This window comes from Paenibacillus sp. FSL H7-0716 (genome assembly GCF_038002705.1).
Classification (GTDB): Bacteria; Bacillota; Bacilli; order Paenibacillales; family Paenibacillaceae; genus Paenibacillus_AQ; species Paenibacillus_AQ odorifer.
The window spans coordinates 1-26,933 of record NZ_JBBODA010000053.1; the positions used below are offsets into that span (position 1 = coordinate 1).

The window sequence follows — 26,933 nt, forward strand, 5'->3', positions numbered from 1 at the left end:
TAGAATACGCGGTGGCAGCTCATATTTACTGGTGCAATTGAAGGCGAGTAGTAAATCTTTATTGTTCCAATCAAATTCATGTTCGGTTGCCTTAACGATCATGACGTCGATCTCGTTATAGGAATCTTTCGGATCACCATTTTCCTCATAGGCCAACTCATATGCTCGGCGTACCTCAATAGTGGTCAGGCGGCGCACAGACCATTCTTCCCCGTCTGCCGGCACAGTAATGGTATCGTCTTTACGACCTGATTTACCTTTGGATAGGTATTTTTCTAATTTATCGCTCATAGTGATTCTTCCTCCAATTTTTTTATTGATATGAAATAAAGAAAAAGAGACGGTTACCCGTCCCTATGCCATATAATCCGGGAACTGTTCAATAAAATCAAAATCATTCGCCGTACCAGAAAGCGTGATATCGATGCCATTGTTGTCGTCAATCTTGGCAACCAGCAAATCCATTTCATCATGAATATGCACACCGCTGATCATCACCCGTTCTACATTGCCAGTCTGCATGTCCTCAAGAGAGCCTGTGATCCGGTCTAGGAACATCGTCTTACCTGCCTTGAAATCAGCCAAGAGCCTGTAACGAAGAGAGGACTCCAGTTTTGACATAACCAGCTTTACAGTGATCTCATACCCGACAATCTGTTTCGTCTTAGACATCTTCCTCGCACGGATAATATCCAATGTCTCTGGTTTCAGAATAACCTCTACTTCTTTAATGGTCTGAATCGAGTCGCCATTGTCATCCTGCACGGATAAATTACGGCCAATAAGTTCGCGTTCCATCTATTACGCCACCTCCCAATCAATATTGAAGATTTCAATCGCATCGAGCGGTTTGGCCGACAGAGAGAAGTAAGCATAATCCATGTCACTTTTCTTTGTTGGATGCTCGGTAAATGTAAATTCTGAGCCAATCGCCTTTTGTTCAGCACGAGTCTTCAGATAACTAACGACTGCTGCGATAAACATACCCCGACCATCCTTGTCATTATCCAGCTTAGCCTTGTTTGCTTTGCCAGCAGCGTAGATGTCATTCAGGATTTGGTCAATCGTCATGGAAACTCGAATCTTGCCGAAGTCCTCCCGCTCCCCTGCACCAAGCGTGGTCAATGTGTTCACTGCGGACTCAATAATATAGTCGTAACCATCCCGTGTAGCCATCAGGGTACCTTCAGCCAAACCCTTCAAAACCTCACTATGGCTCCAATCTACTAGCGCTTCAGTCATTGGTACCTTAACACCCGTAAAGGATTTATTAGCAGGTGTTCCAGCGGCTAAACCAGCTACCCATGCTCCCCACTGCAGGGAAGTATAAGTCTTTCCGTTGGAATGTTCGCCAGCCAAAGAGCAATTGATGATAAAACGAGCATTAGCAGCGCGGCTACGCGTGTTATGAACTTCAATGTCATCATCAGATCCCGGTGCTCCTGCAATGACCAACTGCGCTAACTTGCGAGCCTTGCTACGCCGATCTAGCAGCCATTGCTTAGCAGCAGCTTGTACCGCTGCGTCCGAGGAAGGCAGAGACACAACATCAAACACCAGGCCATCTACTCGATTGAAAATGCTGCTCCAATTAGCGGCGGTGATTGTAGCAGTGCCGGTAACGCCACCATCCAGCTTGGTATAAGCCACATCAGCCCACGCTGTTGATCCGGTACTTTTAAACCGCACCATATTAGACTTTTTCAGCGTCTCCACTGCCTCTGCTTTATCAGCTACCAGGAAGGTCTCGGTATCATAAATTCCTTTCACGTCCCGGATCAAGATCTCTTTCTTCGCGGCGTCCACCAAGCTCGCCCGAATCATATATTCGAAATCGTTCCCCCGCGTTCCGGGATAACGGGCCTCAATTGTGTAGCTGCTGGCCACTGCAACGGAAGCTTCCACCTCATTGCCATTGGTAACGCGGTACCCGACAACGGTCGCCCCATTCTCCGCTGCCAGTTCCAGCTCATCAACCTGCAGACCGCTCTCCTTGAACCGTTCTGACTGATCCGCCATATCCACGGCTTTGTTCGGCAGGCCCCACTCCGCTTGGTACGGCACCAACACCCGACCGGATACCGACAGGACGCGGGACTCGGCTACCGCCTGCAGCTCCACATAAGCGCCGGATCTACTCCGTTGTATCGACATTTACTGTTTCCTCCTTTGTTGTGAGACCCAAATAGGCCTCCACTTTCTGAATGACTTCCTGCTGTGACAACAGGGCATCATCCGGACAATCAAAAAGAGCGCCAGCGATCTCAAAGCGTTCCCGCTTCAAAGCCACTGCGCTCTCAATCCATTCCTGCTTACTTCTCTTGTTTACATCGTCCGGTACCGCTGGCGAGCCTGACGGTAACAGACGCTGCAATCGCTTGTTGCTGCTCATGCCTGATGTTCCTCCCCTTCGTAATCAGAATAAAAATCATTAATCTTAGATACTGGACTACCATCACTATTTACAAGCAGCTTAGGAACATGCAGCAGGTATGAATACCGAAATGTAACTTCCATTTGGTCATTCATAGGCCGCGTGCGCGGTGTCTCAACGACAAGCATCACCCCAAAGCGCTCTGAAACCACACAGAACCGCCGCTGGCGAAGGAAGAGAAAGAAAGGAGATAAATCTAAAGGGATCGGTTCTCCTTTGTCCTCATCCCCGATACGTTCGATATCGTAATGAAAGACTAGGCCCACATCCTCGATGATCCGATTCGATTGGGGTGTATGCGTCTTATCAGACACAAGGTCTGTTTCAATAAAAACGCTAGGACGATCAAATTGACCTGCCAACCATTTCGACTTTTCCCGCAGGATCGGCAAGTCAGGGTACACCCGCTTCACAATATCAGCCCAGGCTTTCAATCCCACATCCATCATGACAGCATCCTCCCCAGCTCTTTCTCCAACCGCTTCGTAATCAATGCGTTCATACCACCTTCCAGTTCCTTCACAGCGATATCAAAATAATGACGACCGATAAAGGAACGCGGTCGAGCCATAAACCCTGTCTTTGCAGCCGGATCATATACAAACTGACCATTTGCCTTCCAGAATCCAGGAACATAATGTGCTTTACGGATGGTGTATCCATCATTGAGGTGGCGCGCATAAGGAAGGTTGGAACCAACTTCAATAGTAATAGAATTGCGATCAACATCCCATTCCCAGACGTTACTGTCTGCTCCTCGAGTAAAAGAGTTCCACATCAATCCAGTGTCAATCAGATCCTGTTTATCAATCTCATCGATGACCAGGTTCAAAAGGGTTTCACCCACAGCCTCAGCAATGTTCTTAAGGATCTGGTTAATACCTTCATCGCTCAGCTTCTTGAATTTCTTAGCGAGTCCGTCAAAATCATGCACGCTCACTACCTTTCACCTCGCATGTCACCAATAACTCACGCCAATAACGGCGTGGATTAGAGTCTATCACCAGATACTTACGTCCGAACAGTAACACTTCGTCGCTAATTCGGACGTCTGCATTCTTCGGTACACCAATTGTCTTTTTGACAATGTATATGACGGGAGTTGATTCTGCCTTGGCATCGGTCTGGGTCTTAACAACAAAACATTTTAAATCTGCGACTTTTCCGGATTTACGATCGCTGAACAGATCGTCCGCATCCTTCTGCCGTCCGACCCGGTATACCTCCAGCAGGGTATTCATACGGTGATTCATAGCAAATAGGCCGTGATATTCCCATCATCCGGCCCAGACTGCTGCTTCTTGACCCACAGGAAGAGGATAGAGTCCACATCAGCATTACCCGTGGTCTTACCCTCAACTGCCTGTCGGGTGTATGTCCAAGCTCCATCACTCTCCGCTGAGTATCCACGGGCGACTGAAGCCAGGTATTCCTCGCTGTCCTGCAGAGCGAGTGACTCCGCAAGCTTTACCCAGGCCAACATGAGTTGCTTGTCCGCCACCTCCGGGAACGGGACGGGCAGATACAGTTCGATTCGTGTCATTGCATCATCAATGTACTGCTCAAGCTGATCGTCAGTTGCCTCTTGTACAGCACTGACACGGCTACGTTTCTTAAGGAGTGTCGCTACCAGCATCCGGTACACCGCCGCCTTCCAGCGCCTTCAATTCAGCGATGAGCTCGGGCTTCTTCATATCCGCGAAGCCTTCAACGCCTGCTTTCTTCGCCTTGTCCTTCAGTTGTGGTAGATACAAATCCTCCAGTGGAATGATCTTTTCCTTTTTGACCTCAAAATCAGGGTGCTCAAGTAAATGCTTCAGTGCCGTCTCATCTTCCACTAGCACTGGCTTAGCTGGTTCAAACCGGATACTGTGTAGGCGCAGGGAGGTGTTATTGCCCCGATAGGTTACGTATGGCATTAGAATTCCACCCCTTCCACGTAAGCCAGTGCCTGCGGCTCTTCGAAGATAGCATCGAAATCGGAGTGAATCGCATAGAAACGCTTATCCGTCCAAATTGCCTCTTTGCCCTCAGTCGTCTTCCGGATCTGCATATCGTAGGTGTGAACCATTGCAAAGTTAGGCTGATACGTAAAGAGGATCGCACCTTCTGGCATACTCCAGACTTCTTCGACATCATAGGCGTTTATCTTCTTCACGCCGCCCATGATCTGTAGCTGAATTGATGCGCTAGTGTCTTTCTCGGCCAGCATCTGTAGACGTTCGCTGAAGGTGTTGGGATGCATGAAATATTTGAACACGCCGCCGGCTCTGTATCGGGTTGGAATCGCCCGTTCTACCTCAAACAATATTCCCTTCTTCTCAGCTGCTGAAAGGGTTGCCCAGTCCAAGTAATGACCAGTGTTACGAGCCTTCTTCAACCAACCGTCATTAATTTTCAAAAATTCATAGTCTGGATCGGTGTCCAGGGTAGCAGTATCACCATTAAAGCCGATATCCTGCATATTTTCACCATAGTTGTTTGCCATAGCCCGCATGATAATTTCTTCGGCATTTTGACCGCGTACCCGCTGAGTCTGGCGAATAAATTCTTCGGTAATATCAAATGGAATAATTACAGGCTCAACTGAATAAGGGATCTGCGGAAAGGTCAGACCAGGCGTGTTGGAAGCCATAATATTCTCTTTTTTACTACGCATATTCCGGCCTCGTACTCCGACTTTATCGATGGTCCCTTTGGAGCTCTTCCGATTCTCATGACGAATCCCTTTTAGAAAACCGTTAGCCTCATACGCCATATCGGTGAAAGCTTCTACCTCTTCATAATTCAAAGCGTTTTGATCCATTGTGGTCACAATAGTGGATTTCTGAATACTAGTTCTGGCGATGTTACCGTTTGTTCTCATGTTTTACATTCCTCCTTCGATTACAGGAAGCGTCCGAAACTAACGGCGCTCTCTGATTTGCTGATTTCTTCCTCATCACTTTGTGCGGAAGCACCACGACTGTTCTTTACCAGTTGCACATCTGCTGCCAGCGTCTGCATCTGCTTGCTCAATGGCGCAAGAGCCTTGGCAATTGCGTCATTGATTGCAGTCTCTTCTGAATTAGTAGCCGGAGCAGCAGTGCCTGTATGTTGGTCACCTTCAACGCCCTCATCTTTCTTAAGCTCCGCAATCTCTGATGTCAGGCTTTCCACCTGCTTTGCGATCGGAGCCATTGCGGCCGTTACAGCCTTGGCAATATCTTCAGCTTTCAAATCGTCTTCCCCCTCGGGCTCCTCTTCTACGGGAGCTGTTTTATTTTTAAGTTCGGTCAATGCGGCGATCGCATCATCCACATGTTTCAAGTTACCTGCGGAAATTTTCTTCCCAGCCTTGGCAATCTGCTCAAGCGGGGTACCGATGGCTTTCACAATATCCTCCTTGGTCAGCACTTCCTCAGCAATATCTACAAAATCCTGTAGCGCCTCCCGGATGGTCTCTGGGTCAGTCTCCAGACCACTCTGCCAGCTGTCCCAATTAAAAAGAACCGAGTTGAGGGCATCCTGTGCCGCCCAAAATTCTCGGTTCTTCCGATTCTTATGATATTTGTCTGCGACGGCTCCCTTCTCAATCAGGCCCAGCGCTTTGGCTATCCTGTTCAAGATTCCCTTGGATACCTCCTCTTCCTCCTCAATCTCTTCCCGCTTACCCACACCCCACATCGAAAATCCGGTGATCTCGCCTTTCTTAATGGATTCCCAGGTATCTTCATCCGTCACTTTCACAGCTGCCACCCAAGAGCCCTTCACGATCTGCTGCTCACCGAGCGTCATGTCGCAAGGAGCAATGTAAGACTCAATTACAAACCCCTTATCAACTTCGAGATCATGCTGCTTGTCGATGTTGTAGGTGTGCTGCTTCTCCATGAAGAGATGAGCTGCCTTCTCGATCTCGACTTCATCCATTTGATCGTCATGTGCGTCTGCTACATCCGGCTGATACACCACGCCTTTCACAATCCGCTTGTCATCATCAATCTTAGCGATTTGCACCTGTTTCTGGATGGCGTTCTTCCCTGCAGACTTGATGATGGCAAACGGAACGCCATTCGCTCCCTTGTCTACCAGGGAGATATGTGTGATTTTAGCGTCTTTCAGTTTGTAACTCATATTCTGTTCTCACCTCCTTTCAATAAAAAAAGCTAAATTAAAAGACTCCTTGCAGATTCTGAATTGTAATGGCGCCAAAATTCGTTAAATAATAGACTGACCTAGAAATTGAAACAGCGACAGCAAAGGACGAGAAGATAATGTCCTAGACTGTCGCTGTTTCATTGAACTAACGTTCCCCGTTAGTTCAATGAGTTCATGGAGGAAAAGTTATTTCAGACCTTCATTTTTCGTTTCGGAACCCAGAACCTTCCCTATCTTGTCCATGTACAGTTTTGTCATCATACCGCACTTGTTCTGCCCAATCACTCCAAAAAACAAGGCTTGATGGTCTTTTATAACGTTGAAATGATATCCTTTAGCCCATCCTTCCCCTGGTTTGACATCGTTTTTAATCGCAATCTGCACCATATTAGGTGAGTCAAGTATGAGATCACTTTGTGGAATAATTTCAAAATCTTGAATGTCTTCTTGTACAGTTCGCATAATCGCAATCTTACCTTTTTTTATGTTAATGATTAAAATTTGATTTCTTTGACCATTTCCAAAGAGCAAATTCCAAACTTCTCTTTTGCCATCATTACCAAGAGTAGATGGCGGTGTTGAGCCTGTGTCACCAACACTCGTGATTGAGATTAGATTCGCCTGAGCATCCCATTTTCTTGCTTCTGTAAGACCGATCTGGAAAGCGTCTACTAATGTGATCCCTGAACTGGTGGATGCTGTGGCTATACTCATTACATTAATGCCGCTTAACAAGATTAAAAAAATCAAAACGCCTCTCCGTAACATTGAACAGAATCGCCCTATAAATGTTTGGGTTATTTTCCGCATAAATGATTGAATTATTCTGCCCATAGTTTAATCACTTTCCATTGTCATTTGCAGTACGTAGATACATCGCAGTAGACTCATACTGCTTACTAGCGAATTCCAAAAGAACTCGTTTTGAGGGTTCCAATATAAAAACTAACAGTTGCCTTAAACTAAAAAATAAAGTCCTAGACTACTGTTGGTTTATTGAACTAAAGTTACCATTCATTTTACTGATTTGGCTACCTCAATCATATCCTTCTTGGACAATTGGCTACTATCCATCTCAATATAAGTACCATCTTGCACCCACCGCAAACATCCCCCTAGTGTTCCATAATCAAACCTCGCTTCAATTCCGTTCAATTTAACAATCTCACCACTCGTATCAAATTTAAAATTCTCTTCTATAACTCTGGTCGCACTTGTTTTACTACGAACATCGATTATTGTTTCAAATCGCTTGCTTTTGTATCCTATTGCTTTATGCTGTTCAATCCCAAACATATACGCGCTTCCCGATTTATCGAAGTAATGGAGTCTAACCTTCGTAATTAGTCGGTCAGTATCAAGAGGATACGGTTCCTTGATTTCAAGTTTCCAACTCGTTAAGGAGTAATGTGGGGTAAACAGCTTAAAATCCGTTGCACTTTTTAATTGATCCAATCCAATATTTGCAAAAGCTTTCATAGGATTTAACAACGATATTGTTGTTAAGAACAAAATTAAGACCAGTTTCTTCAGAACCATCATTAGCACCCCCGCATGCGTTTATTCGTGTAGGGTTTCCCAAGAATGGTGTCTTTATCAACGGACGGACTTGTTTAGCAATCCTGCCCGTTAGCACAACGAAGCTACCGATTCATGTCGGCAGCTTCGTCCTGGTGTTATTGAGCTATAGTTCCCCGTTAGCTCAAACTATGTGTCTCGTTATAATTCACTTACCTTAGTCACGATAAATCCTGATTCGTAATAATGATTGAATGTGATTGTAAACGTCTTGATTTTCTTGTCTCTTTTATTGTCTATAACTCTTTGGACCGTTGCCAATATATCTAATTCCATAAAACCACCTTCGACTTCTCTCATATCCGTTACATGAAATGGGTCAAACCAGTAAACGTATTCTTTTCCTGTCTTCAAGTACCCTTTTTCTTGTAGAGCTAGAAGTGTCCTTCTTTGCAACTCTGTTGTTAACATACGTTCCAGTTGTTCTTCTCTTGTTTGAGGAAATCCCCATAAAGCGACCCATTCAATCGAATCTTTTTCTTTAGACGCTTCGCCATTCGCTGGAGCAGCACTTGCTGACTGAATGGATAGTATAGTACCAATGGAAAGGACCAGTATGGACATAAATTTTCTATTCATATCATCACCTACCCATAATTTCCCCAGTTGGAATTGTTTTATGTGTACAAGAAATTGTTCCGTTATCCTGCACGTTAGCTTAATGATCATCAGTCTATTACTCTATTTACTCAGCCTTCTGTTCCTCATTCAAAATAATCCCCTCCATTTTTTTTGTAATTCATATTAACTAAAAGAAGAAGATCAGTTGATCACCTTTTTCATTCCATTACAGATTGCATTGTGCAGCGGCATTGTATAATTTCCTCTGGTCGCCCACTGGGATCTCCGGGGAACATCAACTTGCTTTTTCCAACAATAAACGGCTTATCAAGTGGCTGCACCTGTTTGTTCGCTTTTTTGTGTGTCTTCCGGGTGCGGTTTCCCCCTGCAGATCGCCATTTCTTCCCGGTTACCATCTCAGACTGTTTCCAACCTTCCATTTTCCCACCGTTAGCTGCTGCGGTACTCATTGTTCTGGTTATTGTAACTGCACGCTCCATGGTAAACGGTCCAGCGTCGCCTTTAGCTGCTGCGGCGCTGATATCTCGTATAAGCACTGCCCTTTCCCCGTTCGTCTTGCCCTCATCGATGGCTTTCTGAAAGGCACGAGTCATGACATCCTTGCTGGTCCCGTTCATATCAGGCACCAGCTTTTGAAGCTTCTTGGCAAAACGTGAAGCTGCCTTGTCTTCAACGGACCACACTTTGTCAGGATCGAGCGCATTCAGCTCTGTTTCACCTGCCAGATGATATAACGGCTGGAAAGCATCATACACGGCCTGTTCAAACTGGACAGTGAACAAATCACCGGACTGTACGGACTGTATAACCTTGCCCAGCTCCCCGATATCAAGCAGCAGCTCCTCACTGAGTTCCAGAATCGCATCATGCAGCGCCTTCCCCTGAAGCTCAAGAATCTCAACAATCCGATTCTCTCCTTGCTTGTAGAGTTCTTCCAGCACCGCGCGCTCTGCATTGGTCAGTTCCAAGCTGTCCAGAAAATCAGTGTCGTCCGCTTTGGCGATGAGCTCCCAGCATTCCTTACACATGACCAGCTACCTCATCATGACTCTGCCGCAGCAAACGCTTGGCGATGACGGACACCTGCTCCTGCAGATTGTTTACATCGGTGTCAGAACCAGGCACGGTTAATGCTGGTTGGCTACTCAGTAGTTGGGCGATTGGTGTATCGAGGTATTCTGCACTGTACTTGGATTCATCAATAGTGGTATCCAGCACTTCCTCAGCGATCGGTATTAAATCTCTGACCAGCATAATACCGCGGTCTGCGATGAAGTCCAGCAATGCCTTCCGGTCTTCTGGATCAATAATACGAGGTCCACGTAATGTCGCACGTACACGAAAGATGCCCATAGCTGGGAATAAGCGCTTATTAAAGATCTCATCCATTATCCACTTGCGGTAGGGTTCGAAAACCTGTTCCTCGGCAAACCGTAGCGCGGCCTGTGCCGTGGCACGGTTATAGTCGGAGCTCTGTCCCACCAGAATCGGCGGGAGCCTGAACGCTGAGAGGATATCGGCTTTCTTGTCCTTTCCGTATTCCAGGAACAAAGCATCTTGCTGGAGCAAATCATTCAGCTTGTCCAGCTTAATGGCCACCTTCTCGACTTTCTCATCCAGCGGCCCACCGGTCTCCTCCCCAATCGCTTCCAAGTACAAGATGCCGCCCTGTGACTGCGCTCCCTTGACGTTCCGTAGCAGTTCCATGGATTGCTTGGTCAGCCGGCCATTCGTGACCGTCAATAGCATGGAGAGCATGCGGCCATTACTGAAATAAGAAACGTTCAGTTCCTCTGCCTCTCGACTTCCAACCACGCCCGGGGCATTCCCAAACCAACGCGGCTCCCCATACGGACCGTCATTACCTAGCTTCAGGGGAATAATCTGATTGCCTTGACCCTCGGATCCAAATGGTCGGAACCACACCACCGACTGTCCACGCTTCATGGCGTACTTCCGGGCATACACATCCTGCGAGAACTCTTCGACCTTCTTCGATGACCGGATAAGTCGCTTCCTCTTGATTGTCACCTTATCAGTTTCCCGAGTGCAGCGTACATATTTGGGATTCATCCGGTAGAGTGTCGGAAACTCACTACCGGCAGGCCAAGCAACCTCAACATTTGCATTTCCGCTACTTTCAATATCCTCAATCAATGAGCTGATAATCTCATCTGGTGTATCCTCCAGATTACACGTCTCCAAAAACTTTTCTGCCCTGTTCCACTCCTCCTGCGCGGTCTGATCACTCTCTCCAGGGAGATACTCCAAAGCAATACCGTATCCAGCAATGTTTCGCTTGTACGCCTCGATGCACTGCGGAATAATGTTACTGTTCTTAACCAGCAGTTTGCAGGAGGTAGGATCATTGCCTGGTGGAAACGCAAGTAACCCGTGCTGATCATAAAGGTTTTCAAAGCTATCCGGTAGCTGTGCGCTCGATGGAATATGCCTGTCCTCTGCTTTGGACATTTGAAACCACTGTGCCTCGCCACTCATGCCTTACACCCACCCCACATCATGATCAGATCGCTCCTCTCTTTCTTTTTTACGCTGCTTCACACGCTGTAGCAGATAGTCCGTATGGATGCCGTAACGCCTGGCGTCACAGGTATGGTCATTTTGTTTGACTGGCTTATCTTCACCACGCTGAGCGGCTTTTTCGTCCCATACGTAAGACACCAATTCTTTAAGTGAGTTGGTGTTGTCAGCACAGATATACAGCTCGTTGTTCTGAAACCGATTGGACACGGTTTGTATGCCATCCAGTACATCATTAACAGCAGCCTTGATATGGTTGATACCTCTTCTCTTCAGTTCAATAATGAAGGCTTTAGCAGAAGGGTCAATAAAGATTGCATATTCATCACCATCAATAAATTGCTGCAGATCATCCGCATACTCGCCGTTCGTCCGCTCTCCCTTTTTCTTGATGTCGTGATAATACTCATCCAATTCGTAATACACGCTGCCCAGGACTCCGTATTTCAGGAACGTAGTTGGATTATTTGCCCCATAGTCAATGCATATGAACTTACGGTCAAATTCTACTGGGAACCAGTCACGTAGCTTTTTATGAAGAGCATCGTTGAACTTGGAGAAGATCACACCTTCGGCCATAACCCATAACCCCAAGATAAAACGGTCATAGAATATTCCGGTATACCCTCTGCGATACCGCTCTCGGACACGCTCGGACAGTGAAAGATTATCGTCCATTGTAAAGTGGAGATGCACAGCACGCTTTTCAAACAGTTTGTCCAACCACTTAAGCTTGAACCAGTGATACGGCCCGGCAGGGTTACAGTTAAACCACATCTTAGCCCCGTCGACGGAACAGCGGAGAGTTGCCTGTTCTACAAAGGATTCTGGCATTAGAGCAACTTCATCAAAAAACATTCCTGCAAGCGTAATACCTTGAATCAACTCTTGGGAACGCTCATCCTTACCCCCGAAGAGGAAAAACTGATTGCTTACCAGCCCTCTGGATATCGTCAGGACATTTTCCGTCTTGTTGTCATGTATCTGGTACCCACGGCTGGCCAGCATTCGTTTGAGCGGCCCAATCACATTCCGGCGCAGCGCGCCGATTGTCTTACCTGCCATGCCGAACTGTTCACTGTGAAATGTTTCGGTCGCCCACACGATGTAGCTAAATGACATGGCCACTGTCTTGCCTGCGCGGACTGACCCATCACAGATCAGTGCATCCATATCATGATGAGGGCTTTCAGGCATCCACCACGTCAATACCTGCACCTGTTTATCGGAAAAAGGCTTCCACTTAAACGTGGAGGGCTTAAGCTTCAGGTTCGCCATTTTTAGCCCACACCTCCGCAGCTCTTCCCCTTAACGCATCGATAAAACCGTCATCTTCGATTTTGTCAGGCTCAGCGCCGCCACGCTTGATCATCAGTTCATGTTTCAGCATCTCTATCCGGACGCGTTTCTCTTCGTCCATCAGACGGTTCTTCAGCTCAATGGCCCGGATCTTCTTGTCCTGAATCCGGGTCAGTGCTTCCTCTAGCTTCACGATGTCGTCAAGCTTGCGGAAACCCTTCTCCTCGATCTTGGATTCCATCATCTCATTACGGCCATGAGGGATCTTCTTCGTGATGCCAGTCTTCTCATCATGGATAGTAGCGACTTCTTTGATAGCCTTCAACTCATAAAAGACGTTGCGCTCAGTTTCGGTCAGCCCGTCCATCAAAGCTTTGATCCGCTGCATCATACGCCGCTCCCGGATCGTCAGAAGGTACAGAGATTCATTCGCCTGGATGATCGGATCAGTGTCCACCTGATCGATAAGCTGCTGCTCGGTTTCGGTCAGGGTATCCAGCCAGATAGTTTCATGCTCACCGGTGGTGACGGCCTTCTTATTACCAGGCGGCCCACCGCCCCCGCCGCTGTTTCCCTTCGCATTCTGATTACCTGGGGGAGCACCCCCACGATTACCGACAGCGTTCTTGTTCCCTTTGGGCGCTCCCCTTGAATTCGGCACGCTCCCATTCGCTCCATTTGGAGCGCTCCCTTTGAAAGAATCCTCAACGCTCCCATTCAAATCATCCTGCCAGCGGTCCACAGCCTTCCATTTTCGGACTCTGGACTCAGGAACAGAAAGAGCGGCGGCGATGTCCTTAAGCTTCATCTTTCCGCCGCTCTCAAGCCACATTTGCTTTGCCTTGTCCCGCTCGGGACTGCGTTCTCTGGCCATGCTACATGTCACCACCCCCAACAATAGATATCTGACGCTTTCTCGCCAAAGGCTACAAGACAGTATCTTTCGAATACTCGTATCCGAAACTCTTCTGATAGTCTTCCCTGACCTCACTCGCAGGTTTAGTCGAGGGATAGCCCCTAACGTCCCTTCCTTTGGCTTGCTGTTCACCGATTCTATCTTGCAGCCATCCGTGGCCATTGGCAGACTCAATCACGTTGAAAATCTTTCTATCGTGGTCTGCAATTAAGAAACATGATACTTGTCTTCTGTGCATAGATCATAATCCTCCTTATACTTGAGACCATCTTTGAGTCTCTAAACCTAGTATATGGAAGAAGAGTAGTTTTTCTAACGCATCTATGAACTTACAGCTCATCCTTTTGAAGCTCAATATCTATCTCAATCAACTTCTTCAGATCGTCCACCGTCTTAATTTCAATCCGGCCGTCCTGGAAGTCCTTGACCCACTTGGCTATGCCGGCTTTAATAATTTTGCGGTATTGCGCCTTGCTTTCCAGAATACCGGCCATAACTTCGAGCTCATGCTGCAATAAAATTTCATCTTGTGTTCCCATTTACGTACCCCTCGACTTTCCGTTATGATGGAATGCGAGACAGCGGATGTCTGGAAATGCCACGCGTGGCGCGCCGTTGTCTCAGCCGGGGGATACCCTGGGTGAAGGGGAGGACGTTCACGCGTCCTCCTTTTAATTATGCAACGGGATCAGCACGAGGAAGGAGCAGCGGCTCTGTGCCGGTCGCGGCCTGGTAGCGCAATTTGATCACATCACAAAAAACTGGATCAAGCTCCATTGTTCTGCAGGAGCGGTCAAGCTGCTCACAGGTCATCATGGTGGAGCCGCTGCCGCCAAAGAAGTCAGCAACAATATCTCCGCGCCGGCTGCTGTTCCGGATCGGAATGGCTAGGAGCTCTAGCGGCTTCTGTGTAGGATGAACATACTTGGTTACATCCCCCTTTGAAACCTCCCAAACCGTTTCTGGGAGAGGATCTTCTGCCGGTAAACCGGACCGCCAGACCGTAGTCTGAGTACGATCGCCGTACCATGCCGGGGCCTTGCCCTTCATATGACCATAAAAGACCGGCTCATGCTTCCAGCGGTATTGTGCCCAGCCGAAAGTGGCCACGTTCTTGACCCAAACGCACTGGCAGCGCACTATAATCCCTGCGGCATTCATCGCGTCCTCAAATTCACGCTGATAGGATGAAGGGTGGAAAACATAGATTGCTGCAGTAGACTCCATGGCTACAGCATACTGTTCAAAGACAGCATGCAAAAAACCCGCAAACTCCTCTGCGGGCATATCGTCGTTCATTATTGAGCTGGTGCCGGCTTCTGCCAGACGAACCGAATCGCTCTCCACCGCTACATTATAAGGTGGGTCCGTCACAACCAGAGCCGCTCTCACACCATCCATTAGGCGGGCAACATCACCTGCATCCGTAGAGTCGCCACACATGAGGATATGCCGGCCGAGCTGCCACACATCACCGCGGCGTGTTTCAGGCTCTTTGATCTGATCGAGAGCTCCCTGGACGTCAAAATTATCTTCAACAACCGGCAGATCAATCTCAGTGTCTGGCATGCCGTCAAACTCTGTAATAAGCTCTTCTATCTCCTCCGGATCAAAACCGGACAACCCCAGGTCAGCCCCGCCTTCCTGTAGCTCACTCAACAGTTGCGCCAAGGCCTCATCATCCCACCGACCAGACACCTTATTCAGCGCCAGATTCAGCAGCCGCTCCCGCTCAGGGTCCAAGTTGACTACCGATACGGCCAACTCCGTGCAGCCTTGCTCATTCACCAGCACCTTGTATCGTTGGTGCCCACCGACCATATTCCCCGTCTGTTCATTCCATACGATCGGGTCAACATATCCGAATTCGTCCAGGCTGTGGCGAAGCTTCTCATACTCCGGATCTCCCGGTTGAAGGTCGACACGGGGGTTATAGGTGGCTGCATTAAGCTGGTCAATTGGTATGATTCTGATGTCCATAAGGACCCTCCTTTGAGTTGAGTTGGTTTCCCATCTTTGGGTAGGCGGAAACTCAGCAGGAGACGAAGAGAACCTGCCCGCCCTTCTCTTTTCTGCACATCACCACACAAACACACGTTGCTCTATATAAAGCCTAAAAATGGCTCACAGAAGGCCACATAAGAGCATAAAAAAAACACCCGAAGGTGTTCTTAGATTTTTCCATAAAAGACGTCGATTTTCGGAATGTTATTTTCAAATTGTTTTCTTAACTCTGTATATTTTTTGAAAAATTGCACTACCTCTCCGATAGGGGTATCAGAAGCATTCAAATAAGCCTCTACATCTTCATCGCTAAGTACATCCTCACGCTCTTTTGTTAATTTGAATGGCGCTCCGATTCCGCTTATTTCTGCTTCGAACTCCATTTTAATCCATTCCCCATCTTTGATCGCAATAGTTTGATCCAAGTCCCTATCTCCAGCTCCACCGTTAATTGCATGCGAAGAAAGAGTTCTACTCATAAATACCACTGCTTTTAGTCCGGGATAATCACCATAAATGGGTTTTTTGAGTACGTCATAATTCTCCAAAGTGAATTTTTTTATATCACGTATTAATTTTAATGCGTACATTTGAATTCCTCCCTTCGACATCATATTTCGACGTTTAGGGATATTCTTCCTTTTAAAAGAAAAATTCCTTTGAGCTGTTCAACCACTTGTATTTACTTAGGTGATACTCCACCACCACGAACAATATGTGTTTTGAATTTTTCTGTGTTGAATTGGTTACACGTTTCATCCAGTCTGACTTTTATGAAGTGCTTTGAGCAGATACGATTAACATTGTAATAATGACAGTGTTTGCATTTCTTACGAACGTTTTTGGACTTAATTATTCCAAGTGCCTTCTTCATAAGTACTTGAGAAGCTATCTTCAACACCCCCTGAATATTAACAATACCATATTTAGGAAGGCTTTACTTTCTGGCATTTCACTCTGGAACAAAACTGCTTTGTCCCTGTCCACTCACCCCACATACAACGCACACACTTCGCCGGCTGATTCGGATGCTCTTTCACTAGTGGAGGCCGGATGCTATTCTTCTTTCTCGCCATGATCGTCTTCCTTTCGTGAGAACAGATATATCCACTGGCTGAATTCGTGCTTGGATACTGAGCTGTTTTTAAGCGCCGCCTCCAGATCTCGTTTCCATGCTTCAGAACCAACGGCATCAATCTTCCGTTCTAGATCAGGTTTCGTCTTACCTATCAGTGTCCGAGCTGTTGTCTTAAGCGCTTTGCAGATATCACCAATATTCTTACTCTTGCTATCATCCAGAAGATAAGCGAGTAGGCGCTGTTCCTTCTTGTTGAGCCTATAGGGTCCTGCAATTTCAGACACAACCTCTTCACAGGTCATTTCTAGGTCCTTAAGTTCTCTAGATATCTCCACCATGATCATCCTTTCTGCATAATAAAAAAAGCCGCCCAATAATGAGCGACTTCGATTATGTATAAAATTAATTCGTGCTTGGATCCTGGCCAGATCAGTGGCGTTTGCTCCGCATCCGCAGCAAATGCGCTGCGCTCTTTGCTTAAAGTCTTTATCTCCATTGTTACAAAGGAGGATAAGACCATTTTACTGAGCCCATTAAACGAGAGTCAAAAGGACTAGAAACGATTTCTGACCATTCCTTATGCGCGGACTCTCGAATCCTCAAAATCTCTAACTCTTTCATATCCACATGCCAATCAGTGGATTATACTGTTAAAAAGAATCTGAGGGAGGAATCAAAAACATTGCGAGAAGTGATGAAGAAAGCATTGATCCGTATAGTTATTGTAGTTTCAATAGGATGGATCGGCGGGCTCATCGTAGATCACTATTCGAAATAGGAAAAGCGAGAGGAGGTACGCCCCGGTTAAGCGCCGCATGTGCGGCCGTGCGTGTCACTCTCGCCTGATTTCCACATTACCAATATACCAGGGAAAACTCGCCAAGTGGTGTTCATAATACACCGAAATGCACCGCATTGTCCTCAGAATGTCGTCAAAATTCGTTCTTTATATAATCATAGAATCCAGTCAATTTTAAAGAGAATGCGATAGATTCAATACCGGCTTCGATGCGACGGTCCACGGTACTGGATGCCACACCTCTACGCATAAACATGATCGTTTCCTTTCTTGAATATCCCTGGATGAAGCGAATATCAATTGCTTCCTTCGCCTCCGGATCAATGACCTGACTATGAGCCCGATCTATCAGCATCGTGAAAAGCTTATACTGCGAGTAAACCCATTTTTGCTTATCCTGCAGAATTACGGCGTTCGCAGTTTTATCAGCGTGTAGCTCATCTTGATCAATCCTCCGAGCTGCTTCTCCATCAATGGCCACCTGGGCCATTTCCTTTTCGTGATCTTCAAAATCCTGCATAAATAAGCGCATCATCTTGTATTTTTCGAGGTAGAATTCTGTTTGTTGGATCTCCTCTTCAGATGCTTTTGGAAAGAGTTCACTTTGTTTGAAAATCCCCCATGCCATCGTCATTCCCCTACTCCCCCTGTATGCTATAATGTCAAGAGGAATAGTTTGGTAGAAGGACCCCGCCCCGGCCAAGGATATGGGGTTCTTTGTATGTCTTAGTATTTTTCAAACTGTTTAAGCTTCTTTCGTAACTCCACATTTTCCAGCAGTAACCTCCAATTTTGCTCCCTTAAGTCTTCCTGAGACTCTAGCGAATCTCTAATATTCTGCTCAACTACTCGTAAAGTCCGAACTTCGTTATCCTTCTTCACTAAGTACCCTTTGTCAACTAATTGCTTTACTAATGAATGCGCAGTAGAGCGGGACTTTATCTTCAGGAGATCTGACACCTCAGAAACTGAAGGAGCATAGCCCTTTTGATCAATGAAGCCCTTTATAAGCTCCAATGTTTCTGCCTGGCGATTCGTAAGGGGCTTTTTCATCATATTATTTCATCCCTCTCGAAGCTTACGTCGCTTAAAATCGAACCCAATACGTTCAAGCTTACCTCTAACACCCAGAGCGCTTTTCCGAAGCGTTAAGGCAATCGTTTCGTAGCTGTATCCCTCTTGGGCCATCCGAAGTAGCGTCTGTACTTCCTCTTTTGTATATTTGATATGGTTCTCCAACCGGACTGGACGCACCTTCACGCCTAAGTCATGCAACCGGCGTTTCACCGCAGCCTCGGAACGATCAAACAACTTGGCGACTTCCGGATAGGTCATTCCCTTGGTTCGGAGAACTTGCACTAACCGTTGATCTTCCTCTGGTGTCCAGTGCACAGCTTGGTATGTCTTCTGGGACCGCATCTTGTCAGCTCTCCGCTTGACCTTCGCCCAAGCCGGCTCAGCTCCAAGAAGATTCGGCTCCATTTTGGCCAAGTTAAGCAATTCTTTGTGCTGCTCCGCCCATTTCCAGAAATCCTCGTATCCTATTACCAATACCCTGGCGCTACTGGCAAATATCTTCCGTCTTGCAGGGAATCCATACTGTGGAATCCAGTACCTAACAATTTGGTTATAGGATTTATCAAGTGCCAGGGACAGCTGATTCACGGTAATGCCGTCAAAGCTCATACGCGAATCCTTCAGCCCCATCCCCCCTGCCTTCAGCTTAATAGCTTCTATGCTACGGCCAAGCCGAAGGGATATAGATTTCAAGCTACATGTTCCCCAGCGATCTTGAAGGTACTCGAGTTCTTCCTGTGTCCAATTTTTAGCTCGTCCCAATTTTCATGCCTCCTCAGCAACTTCCACTTGGATGTAATGCACAGCAGCCGTATCGTCATATTCCAAAACATATCTTTTCCGTTCAATATTCTTCCCTTTCAACCAATCGCTCAGGCGCTTGCTGGTAGCTGCAGCAGCTCCATTCACATCTCCATAGCCCTTTGACAACCGGATGCCAGTTTCCGCCTTACGGATGACCAGCCGCTTGAGTTCAGCATTGTAACCTACTTGAACAAATTCCTTCAGGACAACATCAAGTTGCTTTGAAGCTGCAGGGTTTAAATTGAGGCCGGTTGAAGTGACACCGATGGTTGGCGTAATCGGTGAGGTAGTATCGGTAAACCATTCCACGCTGTCTAATACAGTTTTGACACCGTGCTGCTTGGCCTCTTCTATATTGAGTTTCCTAGTTTTCACTGGACTTGCGGTAGTAGACGTACTCATGAAGCTCCCCTCGCTTTCTTCTATTCCCATGAATAATTTAAATTTTAATTTAATCTCTCTGACCTTTTCATGAGCCTCGATTAAATGAAGACTATGCTTCCTTGTCATAACTCTATGTCCGTGGTTCATAAGATCGATGAAAATTTGTTTTTCCTCATCCTGCAAGGTATTTATGAACTCACGGAGCCAAAACAATGAAAAATCATCTTCAACACCGTGAATATCGTGAAACGTAACCGTTCCCTCCGAAAACATCTGGTCCATGGACTTTTGTCGAAAAGTCCGCATCGCTTGAAGGCCAAATCTTGCCTGCAGCACGCTAATCTCTAATGCCTCAGCAATCTCAGCTTCAGAAAGATGTTGCAATTCACCCTTCAATATTCGATACCCTACGCGAAACGCCTTATCGGGTGGACGGATGTTGCCAGATTGATCTCGAAGATAATTGAACATTCTCCCTCGGATTGCCTTGTAAGCGAAGGTGGATACCATAACGCCCTGACGTGGCACATAACGTTCATAGGACTCCAGGAGTGCTATCGTACCTTCGCTGATTAGATCCTCCAGACAATCCTTATTTGGACTGTATTTACGTGCTAATGTGTGAACCCACGGAAGCCCTGATTGAATATAGACTTCTTTGTCCTTACATGGCAGCGCCGCTTCCTGTATCGCCAAAGCCCCCAACAGATAAGCCCCCTTTCAATTCAGCCCCCTACTGATTTGAGCTCTGCACCTTCTGTTTCATCCATCGTAATTGTTGACATGCTGTCCCACGTCTCCCGGATCTCCTGAGCCTTGGCTGTGTGGGATCATGTCAATATTATTGATTGTCCGCCACCATCTTCCTGGCCAGTTCAGCTGCATAGAGCCGAAAAGCAGCCTCATCCCCCTGATCAAGTGCTTGATCAATTAGCCGACGCAGCCGCTTCTCAATAGCAGCCTCCAACACTACATCGGCGTGAATGCTGAGCAGGAACTTGTAGTGCTCCTTACTTATCTTTTTCAAGCCTGTTCGCATCGGCAACCCCTCCTTTGTAAGAGAAGGAGCAGCTTACGCTGCTCCTCTACTATCCTTCATTTTTTTCTCAACACGCTTCTTGTAGGTACCGTACTTAGTTGACAGTACAGATGGGCTGATCCCCTTCTCCTGAGCGATTTCCTTCCAGGTCTTCTTCAGTTCGATTCGCTCCTGTAGCAGCTCGGGAAACAGAATAGGCGTGCCGTCAATCTCGATGTCATCATAAACGGGGCGGTTGGTCAGAATGAAGGCTTCCAGCGCTTCCTTACTCACTTCTTCCAGATTGTCATCGCCTTCGGAACCAAGATTTTTGTCCTGAGTTGCTTCAGTGAGGTTCTCTCCGGAAGGAACGCTATCTTCTTCACTTTCCGACCCACTTTCGTCTCCATCACCGTTCAGCCACTCAGGCTCCATGCTATCGTCCTCTTCTTCATTCGCATGACCAGGATCAGGCTCTCCGTCTTCCTGGTGAGTAACAGAGGCACCATCTACCTCTGAAGCCTCAGCAGTTGGGATTCCTTCGCCCTCCTGACCAAATAGAGTACCCTGGTTCGGGTCTTTCTCTTCCCGCTTACCAATGTCCACAACAACACCGGAAGAATCGGTGATAACCCGGCGTCCAGTTACTTCCCGGAAGATATCCCCATCCTCCTCGTCAAAGTCAAATGCGGCCTGCGGATCTCCCATGAATACATTGATTTTTTCGCCTTGATTGCTGCTTAGGAACAAAAAATTTTCCTGCATCACTCTTAATGGAAGCAGCAGCTTAATTTCAACCTCCGTATCTCCGACTTTAATCCCCTTTGCTACTGTTGCGCTAAACTTCGCATAATCCTTAATCATTGCGATCCCGTCCCCTCTGGTTTATTGGAGTTCCTTAATTTTGATCTCAATCCGCGGCTTTGAACTGTACCGCTTCTTAACAAATGCATCTACGACCTGGCTGTCATCCTTCCAGATGATTCCCTTCAGCGCGTCCTTAACGCCCTTTAAGTAGTTGTCAGCGTCCGGCTTGGATATAGGTAAGATCTCTCCGCGCTCTGCGGCCTCAGCCCTTTTCTTACTAAAGCTCTTCGGAGTTGAGCGATAGGCAATTACTGCGATCCCCAGAGCGCCCTCCAGCAGAGCAGCCGGCGCAAACTCGCGCGCCGCCAGCCGAACATAATCTTTGTAATCCCGGGACTTGGCCGGGTCATACGCCCGCGGGAAGCCCCCTACGGTGCTAAACTTAGGTCTACCTTGTGCGACTGGCTCCCCGAGAACCGTAAACTCTATCATTCTTTCGACGCCCCCTTCTCCGCTTGCGTGGAAGCATTCCATGATCGAGTACATATACTGTCCCCGCCAGCCAGCCGCCGTCATCCCAAATAGAAAAGGAATGCCGCTGCTGGAAGAATGGATCAATGGGCTTATGCGTGCTTTTGGCCATCCAGTACCGCCTCCCTTTTCCGCTTGCCGATCGCAAGCTCAAACTCTCCAATTCCTTCATCTACATCCGCGGGATCCAGATCCGCAAACTCTGCAAGAAGGTCCACTCTTTCCACTATTACGCCTGTTTCGATATAATACCGACGCAGCCAGTTATAAACGTGCCAATAATTCCGCCTGCTCATTACACACCTTTTTTAATCGTCTTCGGTTTGCCTGTCTTACGACTAACTAAAATCAGTTCTTCAGGCGTGTCGCGCTCTATAAGCCAGCTCTTCGGGTCTACCCTTTCAAGACCTGCTAACATTATTTTCTGCTTCCTGGTCGGTCGTTTCCCCTGTTTCATTGCTTGCTTCCCCCTTATTCAGTTGTTTCCACTCTTCTGGCCAGGTGTATTTACCGTCAATCATCTGCACCACCATAAAATCATCAGAATCGGTGACACGGATCTCTCGAAATATTCCGGTTCTACCATGGAGTTGCGTATAGCGATAGACTTCCTCCGGAGTGTTCAGTGTCACCGAAGGAGTATGCCAGGTGCCCGGTTCTGGGAAGCAAAATCCGTAAAATCGCTCTTCCATATCGGCTCCTTACTGCGCCCATTGGCGCTTTTCAATGTCTTTCCGTGGTGCTGGCTCATTCTGCGCTCGTTCGTAATTTACAAATTTGTTGTAATTCTTCATGAACACCAGTTCCACAGTGCCTACGGGACCGTTCCGTTGTTTAGCAATAATGATTTCAATGATGTTCTTTTTCTCGGTTTCTTTGTCGTAATAGTCGTCACGGTAAAGGAACGCTACAATGTCTGCATCCTGCTCAATTGCTCCCGATTCGCGAAGGTCACTCATCATTGGACGCTTGTCCTGCCGCTGCTCAACACCTCGGCTAAGTTGGGATAAAGCGATAACTGGCACCTCAAGTTCCCGGGCTATTTGCTTCAAGGTTCGGCTAATCTGTGATACCTCTTCCTGCCGGTTCGCACCGCTGCGCCCTCTACCCTGGATGAGCTGCAGATAATCGATCACAATCATTCCCAGCTTGCCTTCTTTCTTCAACCGCCGGCACTTGGCACGAATCTCATTCACCGTTATACCAGGGGTATCGTCAATGTGAATGTCCGCCTCTGACAATAGCCCAACGGCCATCGCCATGCGTTCCCAATCATCACCTTCAAACTTCCCTGTTCGCATACGACTAGCATCGATCTGGGCTTCAGCACAGATCATTCTTTGTACAAGCTGCGCGGCGCTCATCTCCAAACTGAAGATAGCGACGGTCTCCTTCGCTCGTACTCCGACATTTTGAGCAATGTTCAGTGCAAAAGCCGTTTTACCAACCGAAGGCCGTGCCGCTACGATAATTAAGTCGTTTTTCTGGAATCCGGCAGTCATCTTATCGAGATCAGTAAACCCAGACTCAATCCCTGTGATTCCGCGGTTTATATCACGGACGTTGTACCGCTGCTCTGCCTCTTCCCAGACCTGCATCAATGCATCTTTGATCCCAATAAACTCACGTACTGGAACCGTCTGGTCTGAGAGTTTAGATACAGCAGTCTCAGCCATTGCAACGAACCCTTTAACATCCTGCTCCTCCCCAGCATTGCGAAGTAGATCTAGGGCCGTATCAATCGCTTGACGACGAAGGAACATCTCCTGTACTCGCTCAACATAGTAGGTTGCGTTCGCTGTTGTCGGCACTGCATGTGCCAACTTCGACAGGTAACTAACCCCACCAACCTTGTCGATTTCCTCGCTGTCCTGCAATTGTGAAGTCAGGCTGATCAGATCAATAGGCTGTTCCGCATCGCTGAGACGACGCATCGCTCTGTATATCCGTGCATGTCCTTCGTCGCTAAATTCCCCGCCTTGCAATATATCTGCCGAAGCTTCATACGCCGACTGGTCTATCAAGGACGCACCTAGTACCGCTTGCTCGGCTTGAAGGTCAACTGGCATTTCAATCCCTGCTGCTACTAAAAAAACCTCACGATCAAGCATTCGTTTCACCTCGAAGCTTCCGCATTACTGTTTCCCAATAACCTTCAGGTGGTGGTTTATGACTAGACACCCATTCATCAAGATTGGCGAAATGTTCTGCAGCAGCTTCCTTGCTGCGCTGGCTATCTTGCAAATCGCCCAGGCGTCCACGGATGTTTGCAATCTTTGGCTCTACCGTTTCAGTCAGAATATAGCGATCAATATTCTCTTGGGCTGTTTCCACCGGAAAATCTTTGAGATATTTATAATCTGCTTTCACCTTTTCGACAGAAGCATCAAAAAACGGGAAATGCTTCTTGATCTCTCGGTAAAGCTGAGCAACTTCAACCACTTCCACGCTTCTTCTCCTCCTCGATGAACTGTTCAAGCTCGTCAATTTCTTGCTGTCGTTGGCTTTTTCGACGCTCTCTTGAGGCTCCCAGGGCGACTGTTCCCTGCTGTGAAGATGCAGGGGGAGTTAGGTACCGCTCAAGAAATGAGGACAATTCATCCCAGCAGCCATAAATCACGGTTTTGCAATACGAGAAAGTCCGGATCTTATCCGAAGGTCTCCTCCGTTTGGCTTTCTTTCGGGCTATTGCCAGGTCGATAAAAAAGTATACGAGATCCAGCGGCATGGCCTCGTTCGCAATCTCACGAACATGTTCCCAATCGGTAGGAACGGGACTAAGTAGCCCGTTACGCTGCAAGTAATACTGCTCGATTTGAAGGACACGCTGTTCGACTGTCGGTTTATCAAAGTCTATTTTGCCTGTGGAGACGGCACCCACAGCGGTTGAAAGTACCCCGGACTTTGAACTCAACTCTTTTTGATCATCTTCTTCCAAGCCATCAATCCATCTATCAATCAAAATCTTTATAATATCTTTATTAGATCGGAAGTTTTCTTCCGGGTGATCGGAAGTTTTCTTCCTATCTCCATCCTCCAGATCGGAAGTTTTTTTCCTATCTCCATCGTCAGAGTGGAAGTTTACTTCCGGTCTATTTTGATACTTTTTTGAGTTCCGAACACTGAAAATAAGTCCATATGGAGCGCGGGTCACTCGTATGTAACCATGCTCCTCTAATCTTTTAATCCAATCGCGGATTGTTCTTCCGGTCACTCCGAAAGTTTCCTCCAACTCACTGCTGCGGATCGGCTTGTTCCCGAGGACGATACCCCAGACAGTTCCCCCTCTTTCCTTCTCCGATGTCGTGGAGCTGATACACCACAGGAAAAGCCATATCGCGCTGCCTATTTGTTTGTAATGTTGTGGCTGCAAAAGCCCTGAGTATGTCGGAAACGGGTAACTGCCTTCGGGCATTCAATCATCCCCTATAAATCATTCATATCAATCTCTATCATCCTGGAGGTAAACAATCGGATACTTCACCCGCTTCACCGTCCAGCCTGGATAAGCTCGAACGAAGTAATCTCGAGTTTCCCGCTTAAACTCTTCTTGATCTACCTTCATCAGCTTCCAGATCCGCTCTCCCATCATGCTCTGCATCATAGGTTTATCGTTGATCATCGATCTGCCACCCTAACAAGAGCTCCGGTAGTCTCCTGAATCTCTCTCTTAAAGCGCTCTGCGTCACTATTACCGTCAGATAGATGCAGTAACCAAATCTCCTCAACATTACGGGTATCATTGGCTTTCAAGAATTCTTTCACATTCTCCAATCCGAAGTGAGAACGAAGCAGCCGTTTCTTTTGAGCAGGATGCAAGTGACCCGCAGCCACCCGCTTGTTAACGATATCTAAGGAATAATTGCACTCCACCATGATGTGAGTAAGGTCTTTGAAGCGATGCCGGCAATAGTAGGTATCAGTCAGGAAGACTAGTTTATCTCCCTCTGTATTGGCTAGCAGGAAGCCTAACGGCTCCTCCACATCGTGCTGAATATCAAACGGTAGAATTGTCCAAGTACCAATTGTGAACTGCTCCAACGCCTTTATGACCTTCAGGCGATGTCCTGACAACCCTCTAGCAGTTGCCGTACCTTGACTGGTATAAATGTTGATGCCTGCTCTCATGATGTCAGGAGCAGCCTTGCTATGGTCCAGGTGCTCGTGTGTAATGAGGCAACCGGCAATGTCCGACATTCTAAAATTAAGCGCCCGTTGTATCGACTTATAAGGAAAACCGGCTTCCAGCAGAAGCACGGTATGCCCGTCAGATATGTGATAGGCGTTACCGGCGCTGCTAGAGCCGAGACATTGAATGTCAATCATCAGAACTGCATCTCTTGTTCAAGAGGAGGAACATCATCAGCAAAATTGTTAGGATCATTACCAGCTTGAGCCTTATTTCCAGTCGGTTGTCGTTTGGTCTCAGGAGTTTTTGACTTCTCTGCTCTTGGAGCTTCAGTAGCCTTTTTATCAGCTGCTGCTTCGGGTGTGATATCAATAATCTCTCCGTTCGCATGTTCTGCAATCTCTGCTTCCACCTCAGCTTCAGCAATCATTTCATCCTGTGCCTTGAAATGTTTCATGATCAAGCTGCTATCATCGGAGGTGTTCATATAAGCCTTGCATGCTCGATTAATGACAGTACGCTTTGCCATCTCACCAGGGAATTCATTATGCGTGCTGTTCTCCTTGTCGGGTCCTTGCTTCGACTTCTTCCATGATTGACGAATCTCACTCATGGTCATAATCTCGGTGTACTCATTACCGTCTTCCCAATAGATCGTGCAATATGCTCCAATAATCTTGTTATCATCGATGTTTTTAAACGCTGATTTATGCTTTGTGATTTTCTTACGACTACGAACAATCTCAAATTCAAATTCATCATCTTGGTAGATGATCTGGGCATCGATGTCAGAAGCTCCTGTTACATTCTTAGTG

The 26,933-nt window shown here is 47.2% G+C and carries 39 protein-coding genes; all 39 read right to left on the reverse strand.

From position 1 onward, the window contains the following. Positions 1-291, reverse strand: a 291-nt coding sequence (locus MHH60_RS31300; RefSeq protein ID WP_341161202.1) for a hypothetical protein, incomplete at its 3' end; no start/stop codon positions are given. Positions 292-354: 63 nt separating this feature from the next. After that, positions 355-798, reverse strand: coding sequence for a phage tail tube protein (locus MHH60_RS31305; RefSeq protein WP_060622117.1), 444 nt, complete (start codon positions 796-798; stop codon positions 355-357). A gap of 3 nt (positions 799-801) precedes the next feature. After that, entirely contained in the window at positions 802-2,154 is a 1,353-nt protein-coding gene (locus tag MHH60_RS31310; protein WP_076138583.1) for a phage tail sheath subtilisin-like domain-containing protein, read from the reverse strand. After that, positions 2,135-2,392 (reverse strand): hypothetical protein, encoded by a 258-nt coding sequence (locus tag MHH60_RS31315; RefSeq protein ID WP_256715243.1) that lies wholly within the window; start codon positions 2,390-2,392, stop codon positions 2,135-2,137. Before MHH60_RS31315 ends, MHH60_RS31310 begins: the two co-directional genes overlap by 20 nt. Then, positions 2,389-2,883, reverse strand: a complete 495-nt coding sequence (locus MHH60_RS31320; protein ID WP_076138582.1) for a hypothetical protein — start codon at positions 2,881-2,883, stop codon at positions 2,389-2,391. The genes MHH60_RS31315 and MHH60_RS31320 overlap by 4 nt, the downstream gene beginning before the upstream one ends. Then, on the reverse strand, positions 2,880-3,374 hold the full coding sequence (locus tag MHH60_RS31325) for an HK97 gp10 family phage protein (RefSeq protein ID WP_076138581.1): 495 nt from the start codon (positions 3,372-3,374) through the stop codon (positions 2,880-2,882). The genes MHH60_RS31320 and MHH60_RS31325 overlap by 4 nt, the downstream gene beginning before the upstream one ends. Further along, entirely contained in the window at positions 3,361-3,687 is a 327-nt protein-coding gene (locus MHH60_RS31330) for a hypothetical protein (protein WP_076138580.1), read from the reverse strand. The genes MHH60_RS31325 and MHH60_RS31330 overlap by 14 nt, the downstream gene beginning before the upstream one ends. Continuing rightward, positions 3,684-4,070 carry a hypothetical protein gene (locus tag MHH60_RS31335; protein WP_076138579.1) on the reverse strand — a complete coding sequence of 129 codons (387 nt, stop codon included), beginning with the start codon at positions 4,068-4,070 and terminating at the stop codon, positions 3,684-3,686. Before MHH60_RS31335 ends, MHH60_RS31330 begins: the two co-directional genes overlap by 4 nt. Next, positions 4,048-4,353 carry a Rho termination factor N-terminal domain-containing protein gene (locus MHH60_RS31340; RefSeq protein ID WP_076138578.1) on the reverse strand — a complete coding sequence of 102 codons (306 nt, stop codon included), beginning with the start codon at positions 4,351-4,353 and terminating at the stop codon, positions 4,048-4,050. The genes MHH60_RS31335 and MHH60_RS31340 overlap by 23 nt, the downstream gene beginning before the upstream one ends. After that, positions 4,353-5,300, reverse strand: coding sequence for a major capsid protein (locus MHH60_RS31345; RefSeq protein ID WP_076138577.1), 948 nt, complete (start codon positions 5,298-5,300; stop codon positions 4,353-4,355). The genes MHH60_RS31340 and MHH60_RS31345 overlap by 1 nt, the downstream gene beginning before the upstream one ends. 20 nt (positions 5,301-5,320) lie before the next feature. Continuing rightward, positions 5,321-6,547, reverse strand: a complete 1,227-nt coding sequence (locus MHH60_RS31350) for an XkdF-like putative serine protease domain-containing protein (RefSeq protein ID WP_076138576.1) — start codon at positions 6,545-6,547, stop codon at positions 5,321-5,323. Between the two features lie 210 nt (positions 6,548-6,757). After that, a complete protein-coding gene (locus MHH60_RS31355) occupies positions 6,758-7,306 on the reverse strand; it encodes a hypothetical protein (protein ID WP_179088955.1) in 549 nt (182 codons plus the stop codon). Positions 7,307-7,585: 279 nt separating this feature from the next. Further along, the gene (locus tag MHH60_RS31360) at positions 7,586-8,062 is read right to left on the reverse strand and encodes a hypothetical protein (protein ID WP_179088954.1); all 477 of its coding nucleotides are present in this window, start codon (positions 8,060-8,062) and stop codon (positions 7,586-7,588) included. Positions 8,063-8,290: 228 nt separating this feature from the next. Then, positions 8,291-8,818, reverse strand: a complete 528-nt coding sequence (locus MHH60_RS31365) for a hypothetical protein (protein ID WP_076138573.1) — start codon at positions 8,816-8,818, stop codon at positions 8,291-8,293. A 110-nt stretch (positions 8,819-8,928) separates the two neighbouring features. Then, positions 8,929-9,759, reverse strand: coding sequence for a phage minor head protein (locus MHH60_RS31370; RefSeq protein WP_076138572.1), 831 nt, complete (start codon positions 9,757-9,759; stop codon positions 8,929-8,931). Continuing rightward, positions 9,752-11,230, reverse strand: coding sequence for a phage portal protein (locus MHH60_RS31375; protein WP_076138571.1), 1,479 nt, complete (start codon positions 11,228-11,230; stop codon positions 9,752-9,754). The genes MHH60_RS31370 and MHH60_RS31375 overlap by 8 nt, the downstream gene beginning before the upstream one ends. Positions 11,231-11,233: 3 nt before the next feature. Continuing rightward, complete coding sequence (locus MHH60_RS31380; RefSeq protein WP_076138570.1) at positions 11,234-12,550, reverse strand: PBSX family phage terminase large subunit; 1,317 nt, start codon at positions 12,548-12,550, stop codon at positions 11,234-11,236. Continuing rightward, positions 12,531-13,457, reverse strand: a complete 927-nt coding sequence (gene terS / locus MHH60_RS31385) for a phage terminase small subunit (protein ID WP_326046244.1) — start codon at positions 13,455-13,457, stop codon at positions 12,531-12,533. The genes MHH60_RS31380 and terS overlap by 20 nt, the downstream gene beginning before the upstream one ends. Before the next feature lie 359 nt (positions 13,458-13,816). Continuing rightward, positions 13,817-14,026, reverse strand: coding sequence for a hypothetical protein (locus tag MHH60_RS31390; RefSeq protein ID WP_042188687.1), 210 nt, complete (start codon positions 14,024-14,026; stop codon positions 13,817-13,819). 136 nt (positions 14,027-14,162) lie between these two features. Next, on the reverse strand, positions 14,163-15,467 hold the full coding sequence (locus tag MHH60_RS31395; RefSeq protein WP_076138567.1) for a site-specific DNA-methyltransferase: 1,305 nt from the start codon (positions 15,465-15,467) through the stop codon (positions 14,163-14,165). 191 nt (positions 15,468-15,658) lie between these two features. Beyond that, positions 15,659-16,081, reverse strand: coding sequence for a hypothetical protein (locus MHH60_RS31400; protein ID WP_076138566.1), 423 nt, complete (start codon positions 16,079-16,081; stop codon positions 15,659-15,661). 466 nt (positions 16,082-16,547) lie between these two features. Continuing rightward, positions 16,548-16,904 (reverse strand): hypothetical protein, encoded by a 357-nt coding sequence (locus tag MHH60_RS31405; RefSeq protein WP_341161203.1) that lies wholly within the window; start codon positions 16,902-16,904, stop codon positions 16,548-16,550. Positions 16,905-17,501: 597 nt separating this feature from the next. Further along, complete coding sequence (locus MHH60_RS31410; protein WP_076138563.1) at positions 17,502-18,002, reverse strand: hypothetical protein; 501 nt, start codon at positions 18,000-18,002, stop codon at positions 17,502-17,504. Between the two features lie 92 nt (positions 18,003-18,094). After that, positions 18,095-18,424: a LexA family protein gene (locus MHH60_RS31415; protein ID WP_076138562.1), complete on the reverse strand. Its 330-nt coding sequence runs from the start codon at positions 18,422-18,424 to the stop codon at positions 18,095-18,097. Between the two features lie 6 nt (positions 18,425-18,430). Then, a complete protein-coding gene (locus MHH60_RS31420; protein ID WP_076138561.1) occupies positions 18,431-19,207 on the reverse strand; it encodes a sigma-70 region 4 domain-containing protein in 777 nt (258 codons plus the stop codon). A gap of 3 nt (positions 19,208-19,210) precedes the next feature. Further along, positions 19,211-20,338, reverse strand: a complete 1,128-nt coding sequence (locus tag MHH60_RS31425; RefSeq protein WP_076138560.1) for a sigma-70 family RNA polymerase sigma factor — start codon at positions 20,336-20,338, stop codon at positions 19,211-19,213. Positions 20,339-20,474: 136 nt separating this feature from the next. After that, a complete protein-coding gene (locus MHH60_RS31430; protein WP_076138559.1) occupies positions 20,475-20,672 on the reverse strand; it encodes an IDEAL domain-containing protein in 198 nt (65 codons plus the stop codon). Positions 20,673-20,705: 33 nt separating this feature from the next. Continuing rightward, positions 20,706-21,515 carry a hypothetical protein gene (locus MHH60_RS31435; protein WP_076138558.1) on the reverse strand — a complete coding sequence of 270 codons (810 nt, stop codon included), beginning with the start codon at positions 21,513-21,515 and terminating at the stop codon, positions 20,706-20,708. Between the two features lie 21 nt (positions 21,516-21,536). Continuing rightward, positions 21,537-21,950 carry a RusA family crossover junction endodeoxyribonuclease gene (locus tag MHH60_RS31440; protein WP_076138557.1) on the reverse strand — a complete coding sequence of 138 codons (414 nt, stop codon included), beginning with the start codon at positions 21,948-21,950 and terminating at the stop codon, positions 21,537-21,539. Next, a complete protein-coding gene (locus MHH60_RS31445) occupies positions 21,907-22,101 on the reverse strand; it encodes a hypothetical protein (protein ID WP_143766786.1) in 195 nt (64 codons plus the stop codon). The genes MHH60_RS31440 and MHH60_RS31445 overlap by 44 nt, the downstream gene beginning before the upstream one ends. After that, complete coding sequence (locus MHH60_RS31450; RefSeq protein ID WP_076138556.1) at positions 22,082-22,285, reverse strand: hypothetical protein; 204 nt, start codon at positions 22,283-22,285, stop codon at positions 22,082-22,084. Before MHH60_RS31450 ends, MHH60_RS31445 begins: the two co-directional genes overlap by 20 nt. Next, positions 22,285-22,446 (reverse strand): DUF6906 family protein, encoded by a 162-nt coding sequence (locus tag MHH60_RS33380; protein WP_445667990.1) that lies wholly within the window; start codon positions 22,444-22,446, stop codon positions 22,285-22,287. The genes MHH60_RS31450 and MHH60_RS33380 overlap by 1 nt, the downstream gene beginning before the upstream one ends. Then, complete coding sequence (locus MHH60_RS31455) at positions 22,391-22,681, reverse strand: hypothetical protein (RefSeq protein ID WP_179088953.1); 291 nt, start codon at positions 22,679-22,681, stop codon at positions 22,391-22,393. Before MHH60_RS31455 ends, MHH60_RS33380 begins: the two co-directional genes overlap by 56 nt. A 9-nt stretch (positions 22,682-22,690) precedes the next feature. Continuing rightward, positions 22,691-24,100, reverse strand: a complete 1,410-nt coding sequence (gene dnaB, locus MHH60_RS31460) for a replicative DNA helicase (protein ID WP_179088960.1) — start codon at positions 24,098-24,100, stop codon at positions 22,691-22,693. Beyond that, positions 24,093-24,437: a hypothetical protein gene (locus MHH60_RS31465; protein WP_076138555.1), complete on the reverse strand. Its 345-nt coding sequence runs from the start codon at positions 24,435-24,437 to the stop codon at positions 24,093-24,095. The genes dnaB and MHH60_RS31465 overlap by 8 nt, the downstream gene beginning before the upstream one ends. Then, positions 24,424-25,404 carry a hypothetical protein gene (locus MHH60_RS31470; RefSeq protein ID WP_076138554.1) on the reverse strand — a complete coding sequence of 327 codons (981 nt, stop codon included), beginning with the start codon at positions 25,402-25,404 and terminating at the stop codon, positions 24,424-24,426. Before MHH60_RS31470 ends, MHH60_RS31465 begins: the two co-directional genes overlap by 14 nt. A 27-nt stretch (positions 25,405-25,431) precedes the next feature. After that, positions 25,432-25,611: a hypothetical protein gene (locus MHH60_RS31475; protein WP_076138553.1), complete on the reverse strand. Its 180-nt coding sequence runs from the start codon at positions 25,609-25,611 to the stop codon at positions 25,432-25,434. Further along, a complete protein-coding gene (locus MHH60_RS31480) occupies positions 25,608-26,315 on the reverse strand; it encodes an MBL fold metallo-hydrolase (RefSeq protein ID WP_076138552.1) in 708 nt (235 codons plus the stop codon). Before MHH60_RS31480 ends, MHH60_RS31475 begins: the two co-directional genes overlap by 4 nt. Continuing rightward, positions 26,315-26,933 (reverse strand): RecT family recombinase (locus MHH60_RS31485; RefSeq protein ID WP_341161204.1); only part of this gene is annotated, 619 nt, incomplete at its 5' end. The genes MHH60_RS31485 and MHH60_RS31480, both read right to left, overlap by 1 nt.

What these genes read in the sequence shown, in the direction of transcription:
- MHH60_RS31305 (WP_060622117.1), bottom strand. Translation starts at nt 798, where the DNA reads ATGGAACGCGAACTTATTGGCCGTAATTTATCCGTGCAGGATGACAAT.
- MHH60_RS31310 (WP_076138583.1), bottom strand. Translation starts at nt 2,154, where the DNA reads ATGTCGATACAACGGAGTAGATCCGGCGCTTATGTGGAGCTGCAGGCG.
- MHH60_RS31315 (WP_256715243.1), bottom strand. Translation starts at nt 2,392, where the DNA reads ATGAGCAGCAACAAGCGATTGCAGCGTCTGTTACCGTCAGGCTCGCCA.
- MHH60_RS31320 (WP_076138582.1), bottom strand. Translation starts at nt 2,883, where the DNA reads ATGATGGATGTGGGATTGAAAGCCTGGGCTGATATTGTGAAGCGGGTG.
- MHH60_RS31330 (WP_076138580.1), bottom strand. Translation starts at nt 3,687, where the DNA reads ATGAATCACCGTATGAATACCCTGCTGGAGGTATACCGGGTCGGACGG.
- MHH60_RS31335 (WP_076138579.1), bottom strand. Translation starts at nt 4,070, where the DNA reads ATGCTGGTAGCGACACTCCTTAAGAAACGTAGCCGTGTCAGTGCTGTA.
- MHH60_RS31340 (WP_076138578.1), bottom strand. Translation starts at nt 4,353, where the DNA reads ATGCCATACGTAACCTATCGGGGCAATAACACCTCCCTGCGCCTACAC.
- MHH60_RS31345 (WP_076138577.1), bottom strand. Translation starts at nt 5,300, where the DNA reads ATGAGAACAAACGGTAACATCGCCAGAACTAGTATTCAGAAATCCACT.
- MHH60_RS31350 (WP_076138576.1), bottom strand. Translation starts at nt 6,547, where the DNA reads ATGAGTTACAAACTGAAAGACGCTAAAATCACACATATCTCCCTGGTA.
- MHH60_RS31365 (WP_076138573.1), bottom strand. Translation starts at nt 8,818, where the DNA reads ATGATCATTAAGCTAACGTGCAGGATAACGGAACAATTTCTTGTACAC.
- MHH60_RS31370 (WP_076138572.1), bottom strand. Translation starts at nt 9,759, where the DNA reads ATGTGTAAGGAATGCTGGGAGCTCATCGCCAAAGCGGACGACACTGAT.
- MHH60_RS31375 (WP_076138571.1), bottom strand. Translation starts at nt 11,230, where the DNA reads ATGAGTGGCGAGGCACAGTGGTTTCAAATGTCCAAAGCAGAGGACAGG.
- MHH60_RS31380 (WP_076138570.1), bottom strand. Translation starts at nt 12,550, where the DNA reads ATGGCGAACCTGAAGCTTAAGCCCTCCACGTTTAAGTGGAAGCCTTTT.
- MHH60_RS31390 (WP_042188687.1), bottom strand. Translation starts at nt 14,026, where the DNA reads ATGGGAACACAAGATGAAATTTTATTGCAGCATGAGCTCGAAGTTATG.
- MHH60_RS31395 (WP_076138567.1), bottom strand. Translation starts at nt 15,467, where the DNA reads ATGGACATCAGAATCATACCAATTGACCAGCTTAATGCAGCCACCTAT.
- MHH60_RS31400 (WP_076138566.1), bottom strand. Translation starts at nt 16,081, where the DNA reads ATGTACGCATTAAAATTAATACGTGATATAAAAAAATTCACTTTGGAG.
- MHH60_RS31410 (WP_076138563.1), bottom strand. Translation starts at nt 18,002, where the DNA reads ATGACGATGGCATGGGGGATTTTCAAACAAAGTGAACTCTTTCCAAAA.
- MHH60_RS31415 (WP_076138562.1), bottom strand. Translation starts at nt 18,424, where the DNA reads ATGATGAAAAAGCCCCTTACGAATCGCCAGGCAGAAACATTGGAGCTT.
- MHH60_RS31430 (WP_076138559.1), bottom strand. Translation starts at nt 20,672, where the DNA reads ATGCGAACAGGCTTGAAAAAGATAAGTAAGGAGCACTACAAGTTCCTG.
- MHH60_RS31435 (WP_076138558.1), bottom strand. Translation starts at nt 21,515, where the DNA reads ATGATTAAGGATTATGCGAAGTTTAGCGCAACAGTAGCAAAGGGGATT.
- MHH60_RS31440 (WP_076138557.1), bottom strand. Translation starts at nt 21,950, where the DNA reads ATGATAGAGTTTACGGTTCTCGGGGAGCCAGTCGCACAAGGTAGACCT.
- MHH60_RS31445 (WP_143766786.1), bottom strand. Translation starts at nt 22,101, where the DNA reads ATGGCCAAAAGCACGCATAAGCCCATTGATCCATTCTTCCAGCAGCGG.
- MHH60_RS31450 (WP_076138556.1), bottom strand. Translation starts at nt 22,285, where the DNA reads ATGAGCAGGCGGAATTATTGGCACGTTTATAACTGGCTGCGTCGGTAT.
- MHH60_RS33380 (WP_445667990.1), bottom strand. Translation starts at nt 22,446, where the DNA reads ATGAAACAGGGGAAACGACCGACCAGGAAGCAGAAAATAATGTTAGCA.
- MHH60_RS31455 (WP_179088953.1), bottom strand. Translation starts at nt 22,681, where the DNA reads ATGGAAGAGCGATTTTACGGATTTTGCTTCCCAGAACCGGGCACCTGG.
- dnaB (WP_179088960.1), bottom strand. Translation starts at nt 24,100, where the DNA reads ATGCTTGATCGTGAGGTTTTTTTAGTAGCAGCAGGGATTGAAATGCCA.
- MHH60_RS31470 (WP_076138554.1), bottom strand. Translation starts at nt 25,404, where the DNA reads ATGCCCGAAGGCAGTTACCCGTTTCCGACATACTCAGGGCTTTTGCAG.
- MHH60_RS31475 (WP_076138553.1), bottom strand. Translation starts at nt 25,611, where the DNA reads ATGATCAACGATAAACCTATGATGCAGAGCATGATGGGAGAGCGGATC.
- MHH60_RS31480 (WP_076138552.1), bottom strand. Translation starts at nt 26,315, where the DNA reads ATGATTGACATTCAATGTCTCGGCTCTAGCAGCGCCGGTAACGCCTAT.